Genomic DNA, 22150 nt, shown 5'->3' with positions numbered 1-22150 from the left:
GGCGACCAGTACCCGGCAGCCGGCCGAGCACGAGCCCATTGCGCGTGTGCTCCCGATGTTGTCGGTACCGCATCTGGACCGCGAATTCGACTATCTGGTCGCCGCCGACCAGTCCGACGATGCGCAACCCGGGGTGCGTGTGCGGGTGCGCTTCCACGGCCGCCTGGTCGACGCATTCGTGCTCGAAAGGCGTTCGGAGACGGACCATGTCGGGAAACTCGGCTGGCTGGACCGGGTGGTTTCCGCCGAGCCGGTGCTGACGCCCGACGTGCGCAGGCTCGCCGACGCCGTCGCCGCCCGGTATGGGGGCACCCGGGCCGACGTGTTACGGCTCGCCGTCCCACCGCGACATGCCAACGTCGAAAAGCAGCCTCCCCCGCAGCCGAAACCCTTGGCCGTCGAACCCGTGGACACCACAGCGTGGGCCGCCTATCGCGGCGGCGAGCAGTACGTCGCCGCACTGTACGACGGGCGCGCCGCTCGCGCGGTGTGGCAGGCGCTACCCGGGGAGAGTTGGCCCGAACGTCTTGCCGAACTGGCCGCCGCGACCGCGAACACCGGCCGTGCCGCCCTGATCGTCCTGCCCGACCAGCGCGACGTCGACGCGATGCACGCCGCGGCCATCGCCCTGGTCGACGAGGCTCATGTGGTGGCGCTCTCCGCGGGTCTTGGCCCCGCACAACGCTATCGGCGATGGCTGTCGGTGTTGCGGGGCGGGGCGCGCATCGTCATCGGTACCCGCAGCGCGGTCTTCGCGCCGGTGGCGAATCTGGGACTGGTGATGGTGTGGGACGACGGCGACGACACACTCGCCGAGCCGCGGGCGCCCTACCCGCACGCCAGAGAAGTAGCGATGCTGCGGGCTCACCAGCTGCGCTGCGCGTCGCTCATCGGAGGTTATGCGCGGACCGCCGAGGCTCAGGCGCTGGTCCGCACCGGCTGGGCGCACGATCTGGTGGCCACCCGACAGGAGGTGCGGGCACGGTCGCCGCGCGTGATAGCGATCGAGGACAGCGGTTTCGCGCAGGAACGCGATCCGGCGGCACGGACGGCGCGCCTGCCGACGATGGCGCTGCAGGCCGCGCGTACGGCGCTGACATCCGGGCTGCCGGTACTGGTCCAGGTACCCCGCCGCGGCTATGTGCCCGCGCTGGCGTGCAATCGCTGCCGCACGATCGCCCGTTGCCGGCACTGCACGGGCCCGTTGTCGCTGCCCGCACGCGACGCCGCGGGCGCGTTGTGCCGGTGGTGCGGCCGGGAGGAACCCGCACTGCGCTGCACGCGCTGCGGATCCGACGCCGTGCGGGCAGTCGTCGTCGGCGCCCGTCGGACAGCCGAGGAACTGGGCCGCGCATTTCCCGGCGTCACCGTCGTGACATCCGGTGGTGACGCCATGGTCGCCGCGGTCCCTGCGGAGCCGGCCGTGGTCGTGTCGACACCCGGCGCGGAACCGCTCGCTGCGGGCCGTTACGGCGCCGCCCTGCTCCTCGACACGTGGGCGTTGCTCGGACGGCAGGATCTGCGGGCTTCCGAGGACGCGTTGCGCCGCTGGATGGCCGCCGCCGCCCTCGTCCGTAGCCGTGCCGACGGCGGCGTCGTGGCGGTGGTCGCCGAATCCGCCATCCCCACCGTGCAGGCGTTGATCCGGTGGGATCCCGTCGGCCACGCCGAATCCGAGCTCGACTCCCGCGCGGAGGTCGGGCTGCCACCCGCGGTGCACATGGCCGCGATCGACGGAGCGCCCGACGCTGTGCGCGCGATGATCGACACCGCGGAACTGCCCGACGACGCCGACCTGCTCGGGCCCGTCGACCTGCCACCCGGCGCACGTCGACCGCCCGGCACGCCGCCGGAGAAGCCGGTCAATCGGATGCTGGTGCGGGTGCCGCGCGACGCCGGGTTGCCGCTCGCGGCGGCGCTGCGACGCGCCGCAGGGGTGCTCAGTGCGCGGCGCGAGAACGAGCCGGTGCGTGTGCAAATCGACCCCTTGCACATAGGGTAATGCGGGCAGCCCGGGGTGTTGCGGACAGGAGGTTGGCGTGCGTCGCTTCTTTCTGATGCTTATTCCGTTGGCGCTCATCGCCGTTGGGGTGCTGTGGCCGGTCGTGTTCCGTCCGTCGTCGGAGGCTTCTGACGCCGACGACCCGGTGGTCTTCAGCAACTACGACGTCGATCTCATCGTCAGTGCCGGCGGGCGCCTCGACGCGGTGGAGACGATCACCGCCGAATTCCCCGGCGGTCGCCACGGGCTCTTCAAGTACTGGGCGGTCGACAACCAGAACGATCCGGGGGTGCGGCAGATCCCGGAGATCACTTCGATCCTGCTCGACGGCGAACCGGCGCCCTACCAGATGCTCTGGGAAGGCGGCGAGCGGTTCCGCGTGGCGAAGATCGGCGACCCGGACGAGTACCTCAGCTACGGCACGCATGTCTTCGAGATCCGCTACAACATCGACGGTGTCCTTGATCCGGGCACAACCGGCGCCGACAAGAAGTTCGCCGACTCCACCGGCAACGACTCGATATCGCCGTCCGTGTTCTTCTGGAACGTCATCGCGCAGGCATGGAACAACGAGATCGAACGGGCCGACATCTCGGTCACCCTGCCTGGCGACATCGGACGCGCCCAGTGCTCCGTGGGCTTCGGTATCGGCCGGGCCTGCGACGATCTGACCGTCAGCGGGAACAGGGTCGAGTTGTCGGCGTCGAATCTGGCGCCACGGACCCCAGTGACGTTGCGCGCCGGTGTCGACGTGCCGACCCCGCCTCGCAACGAGGTGCCGTGGTCCTTCGCCTGGGATCGCGTCCTCGGCCAGTCGGTGGGTGGCGTGCTGTGGGTGCTCGCGCTCACCGTCGCCGGCGCGCTTGGCGCAATCCTGTACTACCGCACCACCGTTGAACCCTCACCCGGTTTCCCGCTGCAATATGGGCCGCCGCCCGGACTGGGGCCGGTGCAGACCGAATACATCCGCACCGAGAGCGTGCCGAAGAGCGGCCTGACCGCCACGCTGTTCTATCTCGCCGAACGCGGTCTGATCGACATGCGCCAGGTCAACGAGAAACAGTGGACCCTCCGCGGCAGGGCCGACAATGGCGCATGGGCCGACGTCGACCCGGTCAGCGTGGCGGTCGGATCGGCGCTCAAAGTGATGGGCCCCGGCAAGGAGTTCGAGGCCAAGAAGACCGCCTCAGCGGGAAAGAAACTCAGCAAGGCCAAGACGGACATGAACGCGGCCGTGCAGAAGTGGGCGTTCGACGACGGGCTGATGGTCAAGCGCAAGAAGGAACTTTGGGTGCGAACCGCCAACGCGGTCGCCTTCATCCTGATGTTGTTCGGCTTCTTCCGATGGGGATTTCCGACGACCATGTGGGCGCTGCCCTTCGCGGCGTTCTTCCTGTTCTCCGCGGCGTCCTGGAGGGATGGTGTGGGCTCCCGCCGCACCGAGGCCGGCCGCGAACTGTGGTCGCGCGCAGGCGGATTCCACCGGATGCTGACCACTGATTCGGCCGAGACGCGCTTTGATTTCGGGGCCCGCAAGGACCTCTACTCGGCGTACGTCCCGTTCGCGGTCGCCGCCGGTGCCGCGGCGTTGTGGGCGAAGAAATACGAGACGACGACGGGTACCGTTGCACCGCAACCCGATTGGTATGACTCGCCCTCGCAGAGAAGCTCCGGCTTCGTCGCAGGCTCCGGTGGCCCGGACTTCGACAGCTTCGAGTCCGCGGTGTCGTCGTCGATCGGTGCGTACACCGCGTCGCAGGCATCATCCTCGAGCGGCGGCAGCAGCAGTAGCAGCAGCTCCAGCTCCGGCGGTGGAGGCGGAGGCGGCGGCGGAGGAGGAGGCGGATCATGGTGAGGTTGTTGCTCGTCATCGTGCTGGTGCTGGCGCTGTCGGCACTGATCATCTTCGTGTTGGGCTACAACAAGATCCGCTCGGCGCACGTACGGGTGGCCGAAGCCCTTTCCGGCATCGACGTCGAGCTGACCCGGCGGGCGTCGCTCATACCGAGCCTCGTGCACACGGTGCAGACGTTCGCCGGCCACGAAAAGCGTGTTCTGGACCACGTCACCAATGCACGCGCGGCGCTGACGTCGGCGACGAGCGGCACGTCGGTAGCGCAGCGCAGCGCCGCCGAGAAGGATCTGGATTCCGCATTGGTGCCGCTGCTGGCGCTCGGCCAGAGCTATCCGCAGCTCAACTCGTCGAACAACTTCCTGAACCTGCAGGACAATCTGGCCGACACCGAGAACAAGCTGGCCTTCGCGCGTCAGTACTACAACGATTCGGTGGCCACCCTGAACGGGTTGATCACCACCATCCCGTGGATGTTCGTCGCGCCGCTGACCGGTGTGAGTGAGCAGGAGTACTACCAGACGCCTCGCTGAATTTTTCCGGGTGGGGCACTTCTAGACTGGCGCGGTGCGTCTTGTCTTCGCAGGCACCCCCGAGCCCGCCGTGCCATCGTTGGCGCGGCTCGTGGAATCGCCACGCCACGATGTAGTCGCCGTGCTCAGCCGCCCCGACGCCACCGCCGGTCGGCGGGGCAAACCGTCACCGTCGCCGGTGGCACGATTCGCCATGGACCACGACATCCCCGTGCTGCGGCCGACCAAGCCCAACTCCGAGGAGTTCATCGACGAGCTGGCGGCGCTGGCACCCGAGTGCTGCGCGGTCGTCGCATACGGCGCACTGCTGCGCGAGGGACTGCTCGCTGTGCCCAAGCATGGCTGGATCAACCTGCATTTCTCGCTGCTGCCGGCTTGGCGCGGTGCCGCCCCCGTGCAAGCAGCCATCGCCGCCGGCGACACCGTGACGGGCGCCACCACCTTTCAGATCGAACCCGCGCTCGATTCGGGACCGGTGTACGGCGTGGTCACCGAAACCGTCCGGCCCACCGACACTGCGGGGGAACTGCTTGAGCGGCTGTCGATCTCGGGTGCGGCGCTGTTGGCCACAACCCTGGACGGCGTCGCCGACGGATCGCTGACGGCCGTGCCGCAACCGTCCGACGGCATCACCATCGCGCCGAAGATCACCGTCGAGGAGGCCCGGGTGAGATGGGACCTGCCCGCGCACGTCGTCGAGCGCCGTATCCGGGCGGTAACGCCAAACCCCGGCGCGTGGACCATGATCGGGGATGTGCGAGTGAAGGTCGGGCCCGTCAGCGTCGAGGAGTCCGCGGACACGCTGCCGCCCGGGGCGATCCGAGTCGAACGTAAGGGCGTGCACATCGGCACCGGTTCGCAGCCCGTCGCGCTCGGTGTCATCCAGCCCCCCGGAAAGAAGCCGATGAATGCCGTGGACTGGGCCCGCGGCGCACGCCTCGACGAAAACGCGCGGGCCCAATGACCAGGCCTCGAAACAACAAGCGCTCTGCGCGGCGTAAGCCGCTCGACCCGGCCCGTCGCGCCGCATTCGACGTTCTTCGCGCGGTGTCGGAGAAGGATGCCTACGCAAACCTTGCGCTTCCCGCGATGTTGCGCGACCGCGGAATCACCGGGCGGGACGCCGCCTTCGCGACCGAACTCACGTACGGCACCTGCCGCACCCGCGGCCTGCTCGACGCGATCATCGCTGCGGCAGCGGGACGTTCCCCGGACAATATCGATCCGGTGCTGCTGGATCTGCTGCGCCTAGGCACCTACCAGCTCATGCGAACCCGCGTCGAACCGCACGCGGCGGTGTCGACCACGGTCGAACAGGCCGGCGTCGAATTCGATTCAGCACGAGCAGGTTTCGTCAACGGTGTGCTGCGCACGATCGCGGGCCGCGACGAGGCGAGTTGGGTGAGCGAGCTGGCCCCCGAAGCCACCGCCGATCCCATCGGTCATGCTGCATTCGTGCACGCGCATCCGCGCTGGATCGCGCAGGCTTTCGCCGACGCGCTCGGCGCCGAAGCCGGACAGCTGAACACACTGTTGAGCAGCGATGACGAACGGCCCGTCGTCCATCTGGCCGCACGCCCGGGGGTGCTGACCGCGGCGCAGCTCGCCGAGCAGGTCGACGGTACCGTCGGCCGCTACTCGCCGTATGCGGTGTACCTGCCGGGCGGCGATCCGGGCCGGCTCGCCGCGATCCGGGACGGCGCCGCGCTCGTTCAGGACGAGGGCAGCCAGCTGGTGGCCCGTGCCCTGACACTTGCCGAGCTGGACGGCCCGGACACCGGACGCTGGCTGGACCTGTGTTCCGGGCCGGGTGGCAAGACAGCGCTGCTGGCGGCGCTCGCCGACGGCGGCCGGGTGACCGCAGTCGAACCAGCCGAACGCCGCGCCGAACTCGTCGAGCAGAACACCAAGGGGCTGCCGGTCGATGTGCTTCGCGTCGACGGCCGGGATCCCGGGCTGGATCCCGGATTCGATCGGGTGCTGGTCGATGCACCCTGCACCGGGCTGGGCGCGCTGCGGCGCAGGCCCGAGGCGCGCTGGCGTCGGGTGCCCGGCGACGTCCCGCAGTTGGCCAAACTGCAGCGCGAGCTGCTGGCCTCGGCGATCCGGCTCACCCGGCCGGGCGGTGTGGTGCTCTATGCCACCTGCTCGCCGCATCTCGCCGAGACCGTGGGCGTCGTCGCCGACGCACTGCGTCGTCATCCGGTGACGGCGCTGGACACCCGGCCGCTCTTCGCACCGGTAGACGACCTCGGTGACGGGCCGTACGTGCAGTTGTGGCCGCACCGGCATGGCACCGATGCGATGTTCGCGGCGGCGCTCAAAGTAGGGTGAGGCCATGCCGAAGCCGCTGATCGCGCCGTCGATTCTGGCCGCCGACTTCGCCGAGCTGGGCGACGAGGCCGCCGCAGTGGCCGGCGCGGACTGGCTGCACGTCGACGTGATGGACAACCACTTCGTGCCGAACCTCACCATCGGGTTGCCGGTCGTCGAAGCCCTGCTGAAGCGGACCGACATCCCGATGGACTGCCATCTGATGATCGACAACCCCGAGCGCTGGGCGCCGCCGTACGCCGAGGCGGGCGCCTACAACGTGACGTTTCACGCAGAGGCGACCGACAACCCGGTCGGCGTGGCACGCGACATTCGCGCGGCGGGCGCGAAGGCCGGGCTTTCCGTCAAACCCGGCACGCCGATCGAGCCATACCTGGAGATCCTGCGGGAGTTCGACACCGTGCTGATCATGTCCGTCGAGCCGGGATTCGGTGGCCAGAAGTTCATCCCCGAGGTGCTGCCGAAAGTCGGCACCATTCGCCGACTCGTCGACGCGGGGGAGCTGACGATCGTGGTCGAGATCGACGGCGGCATCAACGCCGACACCATCGAAGAGGCGGCGCTGGCCGGAGTGGACTGCTTCGTGGCCGGCTCGGCGGTCTACAGCGCGGCGGACCCCGCCGCCGCTGTGGAGTCGTTGCGCCGCCGGGCGGCAGACGCATCCACGCATCTTCAGCTATGAACCTCGAGGCCGCGATGCGGCTGGCGATCGAACAATCCGAGCGGGTCAAGGGTGCGACATATCCCAATCCGCCGGTGGGCGCGGTGATCCTGGACAGCGACAACGACGTCGCCGGTGTCGGGGCGACCGAGCCGCCGGGAGGCCCGCACGCCGAGGTGCTCGCGCTGCGCAGAGCGGGCGAGCGCGCCGTCGGCGGCACGGCGGTGGTGACGCTGGAGCCGTGTAAACACCATGGCCGCACTCCGCCCTGCGTAGATGCGCTTGTCGCGGCCGGTGTTTCGGCGGTGGCGTACGCCGTGGCGGATCCGAACCCGGTAGCGGCGGGCGGGGCGTCGCGGCTGGCCGACATCGGACTCGACGTGACCGCGGGCGTGCTGGCTGATGACGTCGCCAGCGGACCGTTGCGGGAGTGGTTACACAAACAGCGCACCGGGCAGCCGCACGTGACATGGAAATTCGCGACCAGTGTCGACGGCCGAAGCGCCGCGGCGGACGGCTCCAGTCAGTGGATCACCAGTGAGGCGGCGCGCGCCGACGTGCACCGCAGACGCGCTGTGGCCGACGCGGTGCTCGTCGGCACCGGTACGGTGTTCGTGGACGACCCGCTGCTGACCGCACGACTGCCGGACGGCACTCTGGCGGAACGCCAGCCGTTGCGCGTGGTGGTGGGGGAGCGCGAAATATCTTCTGAGGCAAAGGTTCTGAATGACGACTCGCGGACGATGGTGATCAGGACCCGAGATCCGCACGAGGTCATCAAAGCGCTGTCGGACCGGACGGATGTGCTGCTGGAGGGCGGACCGACATTGGCGGGCGCGTTTCTGCGCGCCGGCGTGATCAACCGCATCCTGGCTTACATCGGCCCCATTCTCTTGGGCGGCCCGATCACCGCGATCGATGACGTCGGCGTGCTGTCGATCGCGCACGCGCAGCGCTGGCGGTTCGACAGTGTCGAGTCGATAGGGCCCGACGTGCTGCTCAGCCTGGTGCCGAATTAGTCGGTTTCTGCGTCGGCGTCTGGATCGGATTCGGGTTCGGGTTCGGATTCGGATTCGGGGTCAGTGTTCAGCGGTCGGTGCTCGATCAGATCGCGCACACCGCCGAGACCAAGGCGCTCGCGGAACGCGCGCACGGTGTAGCCGATGACCGTCGCGTCGGTGCGCGCCCGCACAGTCGCCGAGCGAGGCAGGTGGAACACCGGCCCGATCTCGCCGAGGTAGTCGCCGCGCTTGGCCAGCTTCTGCAATTCCTCACCACCGCTGGCCAACTCGCGGACGATCTCGAGCTCACCCTCGGAGACGACGTAGATCAGTTCGCCCATCGTGCCCTGCTCGAAGAGCACATCGCCGGCCTCCAACTCGATGGTGTCGGGGGCGCGGTCCGTCGACGCGAAATCCGGAACGAGTTCGACCACGCGATCGGCCAACGGCAGAATCCGGCTGTCATGGGTCGCGACGACGACCATCCGGTCGCCGCTGGCCAGTTCGCGGATGAGCCGCAGCACCTCCTCCACCTGAATGAAGTCCAGGTGTGCGGTGGGTTCGTCAGCCAGTATCAGCGGCGGATCGAGAGCGATCGCACGTGCGACCGCCACTCGCTGCTGTTGGCCCCCGCTTAGATCACCCGGACGATGAGACATCCGCTCCTCCAGGCCGACGCGCGCAAGCAGTTGTCCGGCGCGCTTGTGGGCCACCCGGCGCGGTTGACCCGCCGCGAGGAGCGGCACCATGACATTCTCGAGCGCGGTGAGGCTGGGCACCAGGTTGAACGCCTGAAAGACGATGCCCACAGTTTCGCGTCGGTAATTCGAAAGCTCATGGCCCTCAAGCGATGTCACGTCGACATCGCCGAACTTGATGGCGCCCGAAGTCGGCTTCAAGATGCCGCCGAGACACGAAAGGAGCGTCGTCTTGCCGCACCCGCTCGGTCCCATCAGAATCACCAGCGAACCGGCGGACACATCGAGATCGAAGCCGTCGATGGGGCGGACGGTGTCGGCGCCACTGGCGTATTCGACCACCAGGTCCTGAATGCTGAGATCGCCCAAGATTTAGGGACCTCCGAACGCAAGGGCGGGGTCCACGGCGACCGCCCGGTGCAAACCTGTTGCGCTGGCGATCAACCCGATGACGATCGCGATGACAGGCAACGCGACGAATGCCTCGCCGGGCACGATCACCTGCATCGGGAACAAGGGTCCGAGCAACATGGACAGCCCGGCGCCGACGAGCGCCGCGAGCAGCGCAACGATGACCGCCTGCATCGCGAGCCCGGCCGCGATGGATTTGGTGGGCACCCCAATCGCTTTGAACACCGCGAAGTCTCGGAGACGTTCGAGTGCGGACAGATAGATCACCGAACCCACGACGAGCGCGGCGACCACCCACAGCAGAATGGCCACGATCGTGATCGAATTGACGGCCACCTTCAGCGGCCGCAACAGATCTTCGACGGCGCCCTCGCGGTCGATTGCGCGGTATCCGGGGGGCGCCTCCTCGAGCGTGCCGCGCACACCGATCGATGCGACGAGGGGTTCGCCCGCGTACACCAGTTGTTGGGCGCCCTCGGTGGTGAGGAACACGTTCGGCAGATTCGCCAGCGCGGTGGAGTTCTCGACGATGCCGACGATGCGCAGCTTGCGCGAGGCGATTTCGACCTCGTCGTCGATGCCCTTGCCGAGCGTGGAAGAAACCGCCACTTCGTCGCGCGTCGACGGCGGTCGGCCCGCTGAGACCGCGGGCATGCCCGGACCGTTCTCCGGCGCCCCGAAAATGTCCACATTGCGCGTCGAACCGTCGAGCGTGGCCGTTCCGCCTGCGTACGCGAGGGGAGCGGCCGCCTCCACGCCGGGCGCGTTCGCGATCCTGCGCAGTTCCACCGGCGCATACGGCGTCGCCCCGACGAATGGACCTGACGCACCGGCCTTGACGATGAAGAGGTCGACGCCGAGAGAATCGACGGTCTTGTCGGCCTCCACGCGGAACCCGTTGGCCAGACCGGTGAGAACGAGCGTCATCGCGAAGATGATCGCGGTGGACAGGATCGCGATGACGAATCGCCGTCGTCGCCACTGCATGTCGCGCAGCGCGGCCATCAGCATGCTGGCGACGTTACCGACGGTTGCACGTTCGCGGGTCAGGTTTGGCTACGATGTGACCTTTGAAATAACCCCAACCAACGACTTGCAGAAGGCGGGCAGGTCATCGGGTTTGCGACTCGAAACCAATGTGTTTGGGCCGCGCGAGCATTCGACGACTTCATCGTCGACCCAGTTTGCGCCAGCGTTGACGAGGTCCGTTTTGACGCTGGGCCACGAGGTGATCGTGCGGCCGCGCACCACGTCGGCCTCGACCAGCGTCCACGGCCCGTGGCAGATGACCGCGACGGGTTTCCCTTCGTCGAAGAAGCCCTTGGCGAAGGCGACGGCATCGCCGTTCATGCGGAGGAAGTCGGGATTGGCGACGCCGCCAGGCAATACCAGCGCGGCGTAGTCGGATGCGGACACGCCGCCCACAGCCTTGTCCGCCTCGAACGTGTCGGCCGGCGTCAAATGGTTGAAGCCTTGAACCTTGCCGACTTCGGTCGACACGAGTTCAGGTGTCCCGCCCGCCTCTTCGACCGCCTTCCACGGTTCGGTCAGTTCGACCTGCTCAACGCCTTCGGGCGCGACCAGGAACGCAATAGTCTTGCCATTCAGTGAAGTTGCCATGAATTTTTGTCCTTTGATCGTCGCTTTTTCACGCATACCCGGCGTGGTGACCAACAAACAGTGCCACTCAGGTCGGTACACTCGTACCAGAGTCGGCCATTTTGGTTCGGCTGTGATCTCTGCCGGATATCGCGCTTTCACCGACGAGCTGCGCGGGTGAGCACGAGCGAAGGACGACGAGCATGACTGCATTGCAGGACTGGCTCTGTGATCGGCCAATGGATCCCCGGAACCTCAAGTCGCTGATCCGGGGCGCGATCAGGGGCCTGTCGGTCGAGGAGCCCCAATCACTACCCGAGCACACCCTGATGGGCCCGGGACTCGAGCGCTGCTGACCCGGATTCAATCGGGTCGGCGGTGGCCCCCGGGTTGTTCCAGGCGGGCCGTTTCATCCGCAGACTGCCTCGAAATGCGGTGTGTCGGCGTCTCGATCGCTTGAGTCGGGTTGTCATCAGCTGGTGAACCGACCCGCACCCGCTGCGGACCGTCTTCGACGGGTTCGGGCTCGTCAGCGTGCTCGTCACGACCGCTGATCAGCAGGGCGATGGCCGCCCCGACAATGCACACCAGACAGGTGATCTTGAAAATTTCGCCGTACTGCAGGACGTAGGCCTGGCGGGATGCCTCGCTCACTCGGGCGGTCGCGGCGACGATGAGGCCACCGGGGGAGTCGGCGTCCGCGGGCGGCAACGCCGCGAGGCGCTCCTGCAGGTACTGGTTGAACTTGTACAGGCCCCATGCGGACAGCGCCGCAACACCGATGAGCATGCCGATCATCCGGGCAACCACGACGGCCGCCGAGGCGATGCCGTGCTGGGCGGCGGGAACCACGCGCAAGGTCGCCGACGTCAGCGGGCCGATCACCAGGCCCAACCCCAGGCCGGCGATCGCGAGATCGGTGTCCAGCATCGGCAGCGAGATGAAGCCGAGGTCATGGCGGGCCGAGAGAACGTCCGCGGGCCAACCCGAGACCAGGTAGTAGCCACCGGCGGCGATCAACAGCCCGACGCACGCGACGATCCGGTCGCCGACCTTGGTGGCGATCCAGCCGCCGAGCAGAGCCCCGATCGGCAGCGCGACGAGGAACCGCAGCAGCAGCAGGGCGGCCTCGATCTGGTCTTTGTCGAGCACTCCCTGACCGAACAGCTCGACGTTGACGAGTGTCACCATCAGGGCGGCGCCCGCGACGAGGGACGCGCCCAGCGCCGCGAGGAACGGCCGGAAGTGCACGCCTGCGGGCTCGATCAGCCTGGTTTTGGCGAACCGTTCCCACACGAAGAACGCCACGGCCGCGATGAGAGCGCCGATGAGCAAAATGACACCGTTGCGCGGTAATACCTCTTTGCCGTCCGGGGCGGGGTTGTAGAGGCCCCAGGTCGCCAGGCCCAGGGTCAACGCGAGAAGCAGACCGCCGACGACGTCGATCTTCTCGGGATTCTCGGGTTTCTGACGCGCAGGCAGGCTGAAGTGGATCATCACCATGGCGATGAGCGCGAGCGGCACATTGACCCAGAACACCGACTGCCAATGGCCGAACGCCCAGAGCAGCAGGATGCCGTAGATGGGTCCGAGCACACTGCCGAGTTCCTGGGCGGCGCCGACACCTCCGAGCACCGCGGCACGTTTGCGGCTCGACCACAGGTCGGCGGCGAGCGCCAGTGTGACCGGGAGCAGCGCACCGCTGGCAATGCCCTGGATCAACCGCCCGATGACGAGAATGTCGAGATCCGTCGACATCGCCGTCACAACAGAGCCGACGGCGAAACCGGCAAGGCTGACCTGTAACAACATCTTTCGACCGAACCGGTCCGACGCGCGGCCCAGCAGCGGCATCGCCGCGATGTAGCCGAGCAGGTACACGGTGACGATCGGTGTCACCCGCTGGATCTGGTTCACCGCGATGCCGACATCGTTCATGATGTCGCGAATGATCGTGATCACGACATAGGTGTCGAGAGCACCGAGCAGCACCGCAAGGCTGCCCGCGCTGATCGCGATGCGCCGACCGGCGGTCACCGGTTGCGCGGTTTCGGTCGAGGCCTGCATCAGACCGTCGGCTTGTTGACGGTGACCGGCTTGCCCCAGTCAGAGATCGCGATCGTGACGGATTGACCCTGGGCGGGCTCCATTTTGACCTGGACCAGTTCGTGGTCGCCTTCTTCGGCAATCCACGCCGTGCCGGGGACCGGCTCTGTCACCGCGAGCTGTGGCGCGATCGCGTTCACGGCCTCGACACTGATCTTTCCGGTCACGCGAACCGTCTTGACGCCGTTGATGGTCTCGCGGCCCTCGGCTTTCGGGTCGGAGAAATTGGATATGACGTTGCCCACACCCTTCTCGGGCGACAGGAGCGCCGAGACGTCGTATATGTCGGCGGCCGGTCCGAAGTCCTGGTAGGTGCCGGCCGTGATGGCGGCATACAAGGTGCCGTCGAGGACGACGAAGCCGACGCCCTCGAGGCGGGTGCCCAGGAACGAGAGGTTGGCCTTGCCCTCCGCGGCGACGGCGGGCTTGAGAGTCAGATCGCCTTCGAGCGACTCGATCGGAAGCGCCGCAATCTCACCCTGGACAGTGAGCAGAAGGTGCGCGCTCGTCTGGCTCTTGGTGGTCTCGGCGGACTGCTGCAGCAGCGTCGCGGCGTCGGGCAGGTTCGAGTTGTCCTCGGAGCTTGAGCACCCTGCGAGCAGAGCGAGGGAAGTAAATAGCGCGGCGAAGATCGCCAATAGGCGGGTCGGCATGAGTGCATCGTAGTGGGTGGGCTCACCAGCAGACGGGGGGCGGGCGCGCGCGGGAGCTCAGAAGTGGCCGATGAGCTGGACTTTCTTCAACGGGGGATTAGTCTGGCGGCGTGTTCACCGGAATCGTCGAAGAAATGGGCGAAATCGTCGGCAAGGAAGACCTGGGCGACTCCGCCAGGTTCGCCATCCGCGGGCCCATCGTCACCTCGGACGCCGGGCACGGCGACTCGATTGCGGTGAACGGCGTGTGCCTCACCGTCGTCGAGGTGCGTTCCGACGGTGCGTTCACCGCCGATGTCATGGGCGAGACGCTGAACAGATCCAGCCTGCGCGGTGTCGGCGTGGGGAGCCGGGTGAATCTGGAGCGCGCGGCGGCGGTCAACAGCCGCCTCGGCGGTCATATCGTGCAGGGCCACGTCGACGGGACGGGCCACGTCATCGCGCGTACACCCGCGCAGCATTGGGAAGTGGTGCGGATCGCACTGCCGATGGCCCTCAGCAGATATGTGGTCGAGAAGGGCTCGATCACCGTCGACGGTGTGTCGCTGACGGTGTCCGCCGTCGGACATGACTGGTTCGAGATCTCGCTCATTCCCACCACGCTCGAGCTGACGACATTGGGACGTGCCGGCGTCGGCACCTCGGTCAACCTCGAGGTCGACATCATCGCCAAATATGTCGAGCGGCTGCTGGATGCCAAAGACGGCCTGATCGACGGCTCGGGAGACTTTTCTCCCAGCTGAGGGGCACCCTAGTCTCGACTGCCGCGTGTGTCAGTCGCGGCCCTGGCAATGGTCATCCGCAAATTTCTGATCGATCAGCGTCGAGTAACGATCTTGACGTGCACGCAGATATTAAGAACAGCATGTCAAAGTCGGTTCGCCCGGATAAATATTTGCGGACCAGTTATTTAGGTTTGCGAGCAGAAATACGTTTTCCAACAAAAGCTCTGTAAGAAAGCGGTTTCGTTCGTCTATCCCGGGGTAGCCATGGAACGGGAAGCAAGAAGTGCAATTGGCCGCGCCTGCCTCCGGTGCGAGTTCACGAGAACTGGTTGGGCCGGCTTCCTTCAGGTTAGGAGAAACGAGTTCGATATGAATATGAAAAGAATTGCCGCAACAGCAGCGATGACGGGGGCGCTGGGCGTCTCGGTTCTGGGTCTCGGTATCGGTACGGCGCACGCTGACAACGGGCCTCGCGGATGCTGGCCGTGGCCGTGCGATGCCTTCCAAGGGCCTCCCGGACACAACCCGTTCGGGCCACCCGGACAGGTCAAAAAGGATCCCTTCCTCGGACCGTTCCTAAATCCGGTGTACGGAGTTCCACCCGGTCACTGGGACGACCGTGGGTTCTGGGTTCACTAGACCACGGATTCACCCGCAGTCCTGGTAGCGGCCCGCTGGCGACTAGATCGGCGGCGGGTCGACTGCTCGGGAGATAAACCGAAAACCCAGGTCAGGGGAGCGAGAATAAGACTTCGGCCTGGGTGGTTCATACTGATGTGGTGACGAGGCTTGACACCGTGGAGCGGGCGGTCGCCGACATCGCCGCGGGTAAGGCCGTGGTGGTCATCGACGACGAGGATCGCGAGAATGAAGGCGATCTGATTTTCGCCGCCGAGAAGGCGACTCCCGAGCTGGTGGCCTTCATGGTGCGTTACACCTCCGGCTATCTGTGCGTCCCGCTCGACGGCGCGGTCTGCGACAAGCTGGGCCTGCTGCCCATGTTCGCGGTCAATCAGGACAAGCACGGCACCGCGTACACCGTGACCGTCGACGCGAAAAGGGGTGTCGGAACCGGTATTTCGGCTTCGGACCGCGCGACCACGATGCGGTTGCTCGCCGACCCCACCAGCATCGCCGACGACTTCACCCGGCCCGGCCACGTCGTGCCGCTGCGCGCGAAAGACGGTGGCGTGCTGCGCCGTCCGGGTCACACCGAGGCCGCCGTCGACCTGGCCAGGCTGGCCGGTCTGCAGCCCGCCGGGGCGATCTGCGAGATCGTCAGCCAAAAAGACGAAGGCGCCATGGCGCAGACCGATGAGCTACGGGTCTTCGCCGACGAGCACGACTTGGCGCTCATCTCGATCGCCGACCTCATTGAGTGGCGTCGCAAGCACGAGAAGCACATCGAGCGCATCGCCGAGGCGCGCATCCCGACACGGCACGGCGAGTTCCGCGCGGTCGGATACAGCAGCATCTACGAAGATGTCGAGCACGTGGCGCTGGTGCGCGGCGACATCGCCGGACCGCATGGTGACGGGCACGATGTCCTCGTCCGGGTGCACTCGGAATGTCTCACCGGTGACGTGTTCGGGTCCCGGCGCTGCGATTGCGGTCCGCAATTGGACGCCGCGCTGGCGATGGTGGCCCGCGAAGGTCGCGGCATCGTGCTGTACATGCGCGGTCACGAGGGCCGCGGCATCGGCCTGATGCACAAGCTGCAGGCCTACCAGCTGCAGGACGCCGGCGAGGACACCGTCGACGCCAACCTGAAACTCGGCCTGCCTGCCGATGCGCGCGACTACGGCATCGGCGCACAGATCCTCGTCGACCTCGGGGTCCGGTCGATGCGGCTGCTGACCAACAACCCGGCCAAGCGTGTCGGACTCGACGGCTACGGGCTGCACATCATCGAGCGTGTTCCGCTTCCGGTTCGCGCCAACGCGGAGAACATCCGCTATTTGATGACCAAGCGTGACCGGATGGGCCACGACCTCATCGGTTTGGATGAGTACCACGAGGCCGTGACCATGGACTCGTACGAAGAGGGTGTGTACCTGCTGGGTGATCGTGACCGCACGTCACCCGAGCGCGATCTCGGCGGCGCCCTGTGAGCAGCCAGGACGGAGTCCTGAATTGAGCAGCCAGGACGGAGTCCTGAATTGAGCGGTGGCGCAGGCGTTCCCGATCTGCCTCAGCTCGACGCCTCGGGTTTGACGCTGGCCATCGTCGCCAGCACGTGGCATGGAACCATCTGTGATGCGCTGCTCGACGGTGCGCGCAAGATCGCCACAGATGCCGGAATCAGCGGCCCGACGGTCGTCCGTGTGCTGGGTGCCATCGAAATCCCCGTCGTCGCACAGGCGTTGGCCGCCACTCACGATGCCGTGGTAGCGCTGGGTGTCGTTATCCGGGGGCAAACACCACACTTCGACTACGTATGTGACGCAGTCACGCAGGGTCTGACCCGGGTGTCGTTGGATGCTTCGACCCCCGTCGCCAACGGCGTGCTCACCACCAACACCGAGGAGCAGGCCCTGGATCGCGCCGGGCTGCCCGGTTCGGCCGAGGACAAGGGTGCGCAGGCGGCGGCGGCGGCGATATCCACCGCGTTGACGCTGCGCGACCTGCGGCGGCGGCGATCATGAGCGACTGGGATGTCGAGATAAGGCCTCATCTGACACCGTATTTCGCGTACGGCGCGGCAGCGCTCATCCTGGCGGCGCACGTCACCGTCGGAGCACTGCTGAAGATCGCGTCGACAGGCGTGATCTTCCAGACCGCCGATCAGGTGGCGATCGCTCTGCTCGGTGTCGTCATCGCGGCGCTCGTGCTGATGTTCGCGCGTCCGCGGATCCGGGTCGGCGCGCAGGGGATCGCGGTGCGGAACCTGTTGGCTTATCGGCTCATTGCGTGGTCGGACGTCGTGGACGTGTCCTTTCATCCCGGCGCCCGCTGGGCCCGGGTGGATCTGCCAGACGATGAGTACGTTCCGGTGCTCGCGATTCAGGCGGTCGACAAAGAACGGGCAGTCGAGGCGATGGAGACCGTTCGTGGACTGCTTGCACGCTACAAGGGCATCAACTCACGCTGAGCGTCATCGCGACTTCGTCTCGGGGTTGGGTGTTTTCGGACGCGGCGACAAACCTGAATCCCAGGCTCTCGTAAACGGCGCGCGCCGCCACATTGCCGGAAGCGACCCGCAGCGTGATGGTCTGGACGCCTTCGTTGCGCGCCCAGTCCACCGCTGCTGCCACCAGCGGGCGTGCCAGGCCCCGACCACGAACGGTCGGGTCCAACCACAGCGAATAGAGATACACCGAGTCCGGATTCTCCCGCTGTGCGGCGATCAACCCGACGGGGCGGCCGTCGACGAGCGTCGCGAATTGCGTGTGGTTGCGTAGCCGTCGCCGCCACTGCGCCGCGGTGAATCCCGCTTCCTTTTTATATTGCGGATCCTGCTCTCCGAGGGCGTCGGTCAGGGCCCGCAACCGGATCGTGGCGAAGACCCTCCAATCGGACTCGGCGAGACGGATGACCTTCGCGGTCACCTGGTGTCGCCCATCACCAGCCCCTCACGGCGAGGATCAGCGCCACCGATGAAACCGTCGTTGTCGCGGATGATCGCGGACAATCCGCTGGTCTGATCGGCCAGGTCGACTTGATGTCCGAGTTTGCGTAGACCGACCACCAGCGGGTCGCGGTCGCCAGCCAGTCCAGGGGGGCCGGAGGTGTCGATGACGGGATGCTCGCCGCCGACGTTGGTCTTGGCAGTGTTGGCCGCGCCGAAGTCGACCATGGACACCGCCTGCTGCGGGTCCAGGCCCCAATCCACCATTCCCACAATGGTTTTCACGACGAACTGGATGATGACCGAGCCACCCGGCGATCCGAGTGCCGCGTAAAGCGGACCTCGCGTTCCGGGCTGGTCTGCCGCGTCGAAGATCAACGTGGGGGCCATCGAGCTGCGCGGCCGCTTGCCGGGCTGGATCCGGTTGGCTACTGGAGCGCCGTCGGGTCCGGTGGGTTCGGCCGAGAAGTCGGTGAGTTGGTTGTTGAGGACGAAGCCGTCCACCATGTGGAACGAGCCGAACGAAGACTCGATCGTCGTGGTCATCGACGCGGCGTTTCCGCGCGCGTCGATGATGCTGATCTGACTTGTTCCATGCTCCGGGGGCGGCGGCACTGGCGTCGTCGGCGGGCCGAATTCTCCTGGCTTCGCTGTCCCCATCGAACGTTGCTCGGAGATCAGCGCCGCGCGGCCCGCGAGGTAGTCGCTGTTGATCAAGGTATTGGGCGTGCCACCGGGCAGCGGGACGAAATCGGTGTCGGCCACGTACTTGTCCCGGTCGGCGTAGGCCAGCCGCTCCGCCTCGGATATCAGGTGCACGCCCATCACGGATGGTCTGCCCCCGTTGAGATCGATGTCCGTGGGCTTATAGCCGGCCATGGCGAAGTGTTCGAGTATGCCCAGCGCCGACGCGACCGCGATGCCCCCCGACGAGGGAGGCGGCATGCCGCAGATTTCCTTGCCGCGGTACGGCGAACACAGCGGCTCGCGCGTTTTGACGGCGTACCCGGCAAGATCTTCGCGGGTCATCATGCCCGGTGTGCGGCCGCCTGAGATGTCGGCGACGGCGTCGACGATATCGCCGGCGATCGCACCGGTGTAAAACGACTGCGGATCAGATGCGATGACCCCCAACGTCTTTGCGTAGGCGGGGTTGGTCAGAGTCGTCCCCTCGGTCTTCGGGCTGCCGTCGGGGTTCAGGAAGTATTCGGCCGCCTGGGGATCCAATTTCAGTTGCGGCGCGGCGCTGGCGATGGCGGTCGCCATCCGCGTACTGATCTTGAAGCCGTCGTCGGCGAGGCCGACGGCGGGGCTGAACAAGTCGCGCCAACCGGTCTTCCCGTGCTCGGCGTGCACATCCTGCATAAGCCGCACGATGCCCGGCACGCCGATGGAACGGCCGGATGCCCGGGTGTCGGGCTTGGGTTCAGTGCGGTCGGTGTCGGAGATCCAGCGCAGGTAGTTCTCGGTTGCCGCCGCCGGCGCCGTCTCTCGGCCGTCGTAGGCCTGTAGCGAGTCAGCCGCCGCGTCGTAGTACAACAGGAAGCCGCCGCCGCCAAGGCCGGACGACTGCGGCTCGACCAGACCGAGCACCGCCTGCGCGGTGACCAGTGCGTCGGCGGCCGTGCCGCCGTCGCGAAGAATGTCACATGCCGCCTGGGTGGCCAGCGGGTTGGCGGTGGCCACGGAGTAGGTGCTGGTCCGCACGGCGGTCATGTCCTTGCGGTACCCGGTCGCCACCGCGGGATTGGTGGAAATGTTTCGGGAAGTGGATACCGTCGGGCTGGCCGGGGCCTTGGGCGCCGGGGTGCCGTTGGCGACGATTGCGCACGGTCCGGCGGCGTCTGGCTCCGTGTTCTCGTCGGCTGCACATCCGGCAAGCACCACGACGACGCCGGTCAGCGGGGCCATCACCTTAGTCAGCGCCGAAAACCGCATCACCCGACGGTAGTTCATCGGACTCGTCCGGGGACGGCAGTAACCTGGAATCCGTGCCCGATCCCGCGACGTACCGACCCGCTCCCGGGTCGATTCCCGTCCAGCCGGGTGTCTACCGGTTCCGGGATCCGCACGGTCGGGTGATCTACGTCGGCAAGGCCAAGAGCCTGCGGAGTCGGCTGAACTCCTACTTCGCCGATTTGTCCGGCCTCGCACCACGCACCCGCCAGATGGTGACGTCTGCGGCCGGAGTCGAGTGGACGGTGGTCAACACCGAAGTCGAGGCGCTGCAGCTCGAGTACAACTGGATAAAGGAGTTCGATCCGCGGTTCAACGTGCGCTACCGCGACGACAAGTCGTACCCGGTGCTCGCTGTGACGTTGAACGAGGAGTACCCGCGGCTGATGGTCTATCGCGGCGCGCGGCGGAAGGGTGTTCGCTATTTCGGGCCCTACTCGCACGCCTGGGCGATTCGCGAAACGCTCGACCTGCTGACCCGGGTCTTTCCCGCGCGCACCTGTTCAGCGGGAGTTTTCAAGCGGCACAGGCAGATCGACCGGCCCTGCCTGCTCGGGTACATCGACAAGTGCTCGGCACCGTGTGTCGGGCGGGTGACGGCCGACGCACACCGGCAGATCGTCGACGACTTCTGCGACTTCCTGGCGGGCAAGACCGACCGGCTGATCCGTGACATGGAACACCAGATGAACCAGGCTGCCGAGCTGCTGGACTTCGAACGGGCGGCCCGGTTGCGGGACAACATTTCCGCGATGAAACGGGCCATGGAGAAGCAGGCCGTGGTGTTCGGAGACGGCACTGACGCCGACGTGGTGGCCTTCGCCGATGACGATCTGGAAGCCGCTGTGCAGGTGTTCCACGTGCGGGGCGGCCGGGTACGCGGCCAGCGCGGTTGGATCGTCGAAAAGTCCGGTGAGCCTGGCGAATCCGCCCTCGAGCACCTCGTCGAGCAGTTCCTGACCCAGTTCTACGGCGATCAGGCCGACCTCGACGGGGCCGCCGATACGTCGTTGACGCCGGTGCCCCGGCAGGTGCTGGTCCCGTGTCTGCCGGACAACGCCGAAGAAATCGAGACGTGGTTGTCCCAGCTGCGCGGCTCACGCGTGTCGGTGCGAGTCCCTCGGCGTGGTGACAAACGCGCGCTCGCCGAGACCGTCAAACGCAACGCGCAGGATGCGCTGACACAGCACAAACTCAAGCGAGCCGGCGACTTCACCGCAAGAAGCGCTGCATTGCAGAGCATTCAGGAATCGCTGGGTCTGGCGGACGCGCCGCTTCGCATCGAATGTGTCGACATCAGCCACGTTCAGGGCACCGATGTAGTGGCCTCGTTGGTGGTGTTCGAGGACGGGCTGCCGCGCAAATCCGACTATCGCCACTATGCGATCAGGGGCGCGGCTGGGAAGGGGCGTTCCGACGACGTCGCGTCGATCGCCGAGGTGACCAGGCGGCGATTCCACCGGCACCTGCACGACCTGCAGGACGCGAAAGGACTTGCGGCCCAGGACAATGTCGCCGCCGGGGCGGCTCCGCCGGAAAAACCGCGCAAATTCGCCTACCCCCCGAACCTGTTTGTGGTCGACGGGGGCGCCCCGCAGGTCAACGCCGCGCAAGCGGTGCTCGACGATCTCGGGATCAGCGATGTCGCCGTCATCGGGCTGGCGAAACGGTTGGAAGAGGTGTGGGTGCCGGCTGAGCCTGACCCGCTGATCATGCCGCGCAACAGCGAAGGTTTGTATCTACTGCAGCGGGTACGCGACGAGGCGCACCGGTTTGCGATCACCTATCACCGCAGCAAGCGGTCGAAGCGGATGACGGCGTCGGCCCTCGATTCGATCCGTGGGCTCGGCGAGCATCGTCGCAAGGCGCTGGTCACCCATTTCGGATCGGTCGCGCGCTTGAAGGAGGCCAGCGTCGAGGAGATCACCGCCGTGCCCGGCATCGGTGCAGCGACGGCGAAGGCCGTTCTGGACGCTCTCGGCGTCCCGCCCGATTCCGGAGCGCCCGAACCGGTTATCGGCAATGATCAGAGCAGAGCATCCGGATGACAG

General features: G+C 66.8%; 20 protein-coding genes. 13 read left to right on the top strand and 7 right to left on the bottom strand.

The features are described from left to right. Positions 1-55: 55 nt before the first annotated feature. Genes BST47_RS01720 through ribD form a run of 7 tightly spaced genes read left to right on the top strand, consistent with a single transcriptional unit; the run spans position 56 to position 8401 of the window. Positions 56-2002, top strand: a complete 1947-nt coding sequence (locus tag BST47_RS01720; protein ID WP_083123734.1) for a primosomal protein N' — start codon at positions 56-58, stop codon at positions 2000-2002. 37 nt (positions 2003-2039) lie between these two features. Next, positions 2040-3857: a DUF2207 domain-containing protein gene (locus BST47_RS01715; RefSeq protein ID WP_083123458.1), complete on the top strand. Its 1818-nt coding sequence runs from the start codon at positions 2040-2042 to the stop codon at positions 3855-3857. Next, positions 3851-4387: a LemA family protein gene (locus BST47_RS01710; RefSeq protein WP_083123457.1), complete on the top strand. Its 537-nt coding sequence runs from the start codon at positions 3851-3853 to the stop codon at positions 4385-4387. Before BST47_RS01715 ends, BST47_RS01710 begins: the two co-directional genes overlap by 7 nt. 34 nt (positions 4388-4421) lie before the next feature. Beyond that, a complete protein-coding gene (gene fmt, locus BST47_RS01705) occupies positions 4422-5351 on the top strand; it encodes a methionyl-tRNA formyltransferase (RefSeq protein WP_083123456.1) in 930 nt (309 codons plus the stop codon). Continuing rightward, positions 5348-6721, top strand: a complete 1374-nt coding sequence (locus BST47_RS01700) for an RsmB/NOP family class I SAM-dependent RNA methyltransferase (protein WP_083123455.1) — start codon at positions 5348-5350, stop codon at positions 6719-6721. Before fmt ends, BST47_RS01700 begins: the two co-directional genes overlap by 4 nt. Before the next feature lie 4 nt (positions 6722-6725). Then, positions 6726-7403: a ribulose-phosphate 3-epimerase gene (gene rpe / locus BST47_RS01695; protein ID WP_083123454.1), complete on the top strand. Its 678-nt coding sequence runs from the start codon at positions 6726-6728 to the stop codon at positions 7401-7403. After that, the gene (gene ribD / locus BST47_RS01690; RefSeq protein ID WP_083123453.1) at positions 7400-8401 is read left to right on the top strand and encodes a bifunctional diaminohydroxyphosphoribosylaminopyrimidine deaminase/5-amino-6-(5-phosphoribosylamino)uracil reductase RibD; all 1002 of its coding nucleotides are present in this window, start codon (positions 7400-7402) and stop codon (positions 8399-8401) included. The genes rpe and ribD overlap by 4 nt, the downstream gene beginning before the upstream one ends. Here ribD and BST47_RS01685 read toward each other — a convergent pair. The 3 genes from BST47_RS01685 to BST47_RS01675 are packed head-to-tail and all read right to left on the bottom strand — an operon-like array spanning position 8398 to position 11112. After that, positions 8398-9450 (bottom strand): ABC transporter ATP-binding protein, encoded by a 1053-nt coding sequence (locus BST47_RS01685; RefSeq protein WP_234809538.1) that lies wholly within the window; start codon positions 9448-9450, stop codon positions 8398-8400. The two genes, ribD and BST47_RS01685, sit on opposite strands and share 4 nt — an antisense overlap. 3 nt (positions 9451-9453) lie before the next feature. Further along, positions 9454-10503, bottom strand: coding sequence for an ABC transporter permease (locus BST47_RS01680; protein ID WP_083123452.1), 1050 nt, complete (start codon positions 10501-10503; stop codon positions 9454-9456). A 45-nt stretch (positions 10504-10548) separates the two neighbouring features. Next, positions 10549-11112 (bottom strand): type 1 glutamine amidotransferase domain-containing protein, encoded by a 564-nt coding sequence (locus BST47_RS01675; RefSeq protein ID WP_207568516.1) that lies wholly within the window; start codon positions 11110-11112, stop codon positions 10549-10551. 182 nt (positions 11113-11294) lie between these two features. On the opposite strand from BST47_RS01675, the gene BST47_RS30585 reads away from it, so the two are divergent. Continuing rightward, complete coding sequence (locus BST47_RS30585) at positions 11295-11447, top strand: hypothetical protein (RefSeq protein ID WP_165799725.1); 153 nt, start codon at positions 11295-11297, stop codon at positions 11445-11447. Between the two features lie 7 nt (positions 11448-11454). Here the strand turns inward: BST47_RS30585 and BST47_RS01670 are convergent, their stop codons facing one another. Both BST47_RS01670 and BST47_RS01665 read right to left on the bottom strand, forming a co-directional pair. Further along, positions 11455-13158 (bottom strand): MFS transporter, encoded by a 1704-nt coding sequence (locus BST47_RS01670; RefSeq protein WP_083123451.1) that lies wholly within the window; start codon positions 13156-13158, stop codon positions 11455-11457. Then, positions 13158-13850 carry an LppX_LprAFG lipoprotein gene (locus BST47_RS01665; RefSeq protein WP_083123450.1) on the bottom strand — a complete coding sequence of 231 codons (693 nt, stop codon included), beginning with the start codon at positions 13848-13850 and terminating at the stop codon, positions 13158-13160. The genes BST47_RS01670 and BST47_RS01665 overlap by 1 nt, the downstream gene beginning before the upstream one ends. 110 nt (positions 13851-13960) lie before the next feature. On the opposite strand from BST47_RS01665, the gene BST47_RS01660 reads away from it, so the two are divergent. From BST47_RS01660 to BST47_RS01645, 4 genes are all read left to right on the top strand, one after another. Continuing rightward, complete coding sequence (locus BST47_RS01660; protein ID WP_083123449.1) at positions 13961-14593, top strand: riboflavin synthase; 633 nt, start codon at positions 13961-13963, stop codon at positions 14591-14593. A gap of 761 nt (positions 14594-15354) precedes the next feature. Further along, positions 15355-16686 (top strand): bifunctional 3,4-dihydroxy-2-butanone-4-phosphate synthase/GTP cyclohydrolase II, encoded by a 1332-nt coding sequence (locus BST47_RS01655; RefSeq protein ID WP_083123732.1) that lies wholly within the window; start codon positions 15355-15357, stop codon positions 16684-16686. A 48-nt stretch (positions 16687-16734) separates the two neighbouring features. Further along, positions 16735-17220, top strand: a complete 486-nt coding sequence (ribH, locus tag BST47_RS01650) for a 6,7-dimethyl-8-ribityllumazine synthase (protein ID WP_083123448.1) — start codon at positions 16735-16737, stop codon at positions 17218-17220. After that, positions 17217-17666: a PH domain-containing protein gene (locus tag BST47_RS01645; protein WP_083123447.1), complete on the top strand. Its 450-nt coding sequence runs from the start codon at positions 17217-17219 to the stop codon at positions 17664-17666. The genes ribH and BST47_RS01645 overlap by 4 nt, the downstream gene beginning before the upstream one ends. Here the strand turns inward: BST47_RS01645 and BST47_RS01640 are convergent. Together BST47_RS01640 and BST47_RS01635 are read right to left on the bottom strand one after the other, a co-directional pair. Further along, the gene (locus BST47_RS01640; protein WP_083123446.1) at positions 17653-18123 is read right to left on the bottom strand and encodes a GNAT family N-acetyltransferase; all 471 of its coding nucleotides are present in this window, start codon (positions 18121-18123) and stop codon (positions 17653-17655) included. The genes BST47_RS01645 and BST47_RS01640 overlap by 14 nt on opposite strands. Continuing rightward, positions 18120-20081, bottom strand: coding sequence for a gamma-glutamyltransferase family protein (locus BST47_RS01635; RefSeq protein WP_234809537.1), 1962 nt, complete (start codon positions 20079-20081; stop codon positions 18120-18122). Before BST47_RS01635 ends, BST47_RS01640 begins: the two co-directional genes overlap by 4 nt. A gap of 53 nt (positions 20082-20134) precedes the next feature. On the opposite strand from BST47_RS01635, the gene uvrC reads away from it, so the two are divergent. Continuing rightward, positions 20135-22147 carry an excinuclease ABC subunit UvrC gene (uvrC, locus tag BST47_RS01630; protein WP_083123444.1) on the top strand — a complete coding sequence of 671 codons (2013 nt, stop codon included), beginning with the start codon at positions 20135-20137 and terminating at the stop codon, positions 22145-22147. Positions 22148-22150: the final 3 nt, after the last annotated feature.

The organism is Mycolicibacterium tusciae, from assembly GCF_002086795.1.
GTDB classification, from domain to species: domain Bacteria; phylum Actinomycetota; class Actinomycetes; order Mycobacteriales; family Mycobacteriaceae; genus Mycobacterium; species Mycobacterium tusciae.
This window is presented reverse-complemented; position numbering and strand designations above follow the sequence as displayed.

Coding starts and splice junctions, on each gene's coding strand:
- BST47_RS01720 (WP_083123734.1), top strand. CDS start 56: ATGTTGTCGGTACCGCATCTGGACCGCGAATTCGACTATCTGGTCGCC.
- BST47_RS01710 (WP_083123457.1), top strand. CDS start 3,851: ATGGTGAGGTTGTTGCTCGTCATCGTGCTGGTGCTGGCGCTGTCGGCA.
- BST47_RS01700 (WP_083123455.1), top strand. CDS start 5,348: ATGACCAGGCCTCGAAACAACAAGCGCTCTGCGCGGCGTAAGCCGCTC.
- rpe (WP_083123454.1), top strand. CDS start 6,726: ATGCCGAAGCCGCTGATCGCGCCGTCGATTCTGGCCGCCGACTTCGCC.
- ribD (WP_083123453.1), top strand. CDS start 7,400: ATGAACCTCGAGGCCGCGATGCGGCTGGCGATCGAACAATCCGAGCGG.
- BST47_RS01680 (WP_083123452.1), bottom strand. CDS start 10,503: ATGCTGATGGCCGCGCTGCGCGACATGCAGTGGCGACGACGGCGATTC.
- BST47_RS01675 (WP_207568516.1), bottom strand. CDS start 11,112: ATGGCAACTTCACTGAATGGCAAGACTATTGCGTTCCTGGTCGCGCCC.
- BST47_RS30585 (WP_165799725.1), top strand. CDS start 11,295: ATGACTGCATTGCAGGACTGGCTCTGTGATCGGCCAATGGATCCCCGG.
- BST47_RS01670 (WP_083123451.1), bottom strand. CDS start 13,158: ATGCAGGCCTCGACCGAAACCGCGCAACCGGTGACCGCCGGTCGGCGC.
- BST47_RS01665 (WP_083123450.1), bottom strand. CDS start 13,850: ATGCCGACCCGCCTATTGGCGATCTTCGCCGCGCTATTTACTTCCCTC.
- BST47_RS01645 (WP_083123447.1), top strand. CDS start 17,217: ATGAGCGACTGGGATGTCGAGATAAGGCCTCATCTGACACCGTATTTC.
- BST47_RS01635 (WP_234809537.1), bottom strand. CDS start 20,081: ATGCGGTTTTCGGCGCTGACTAAGGTGATGGCCCCGCTGACCGGCGTC.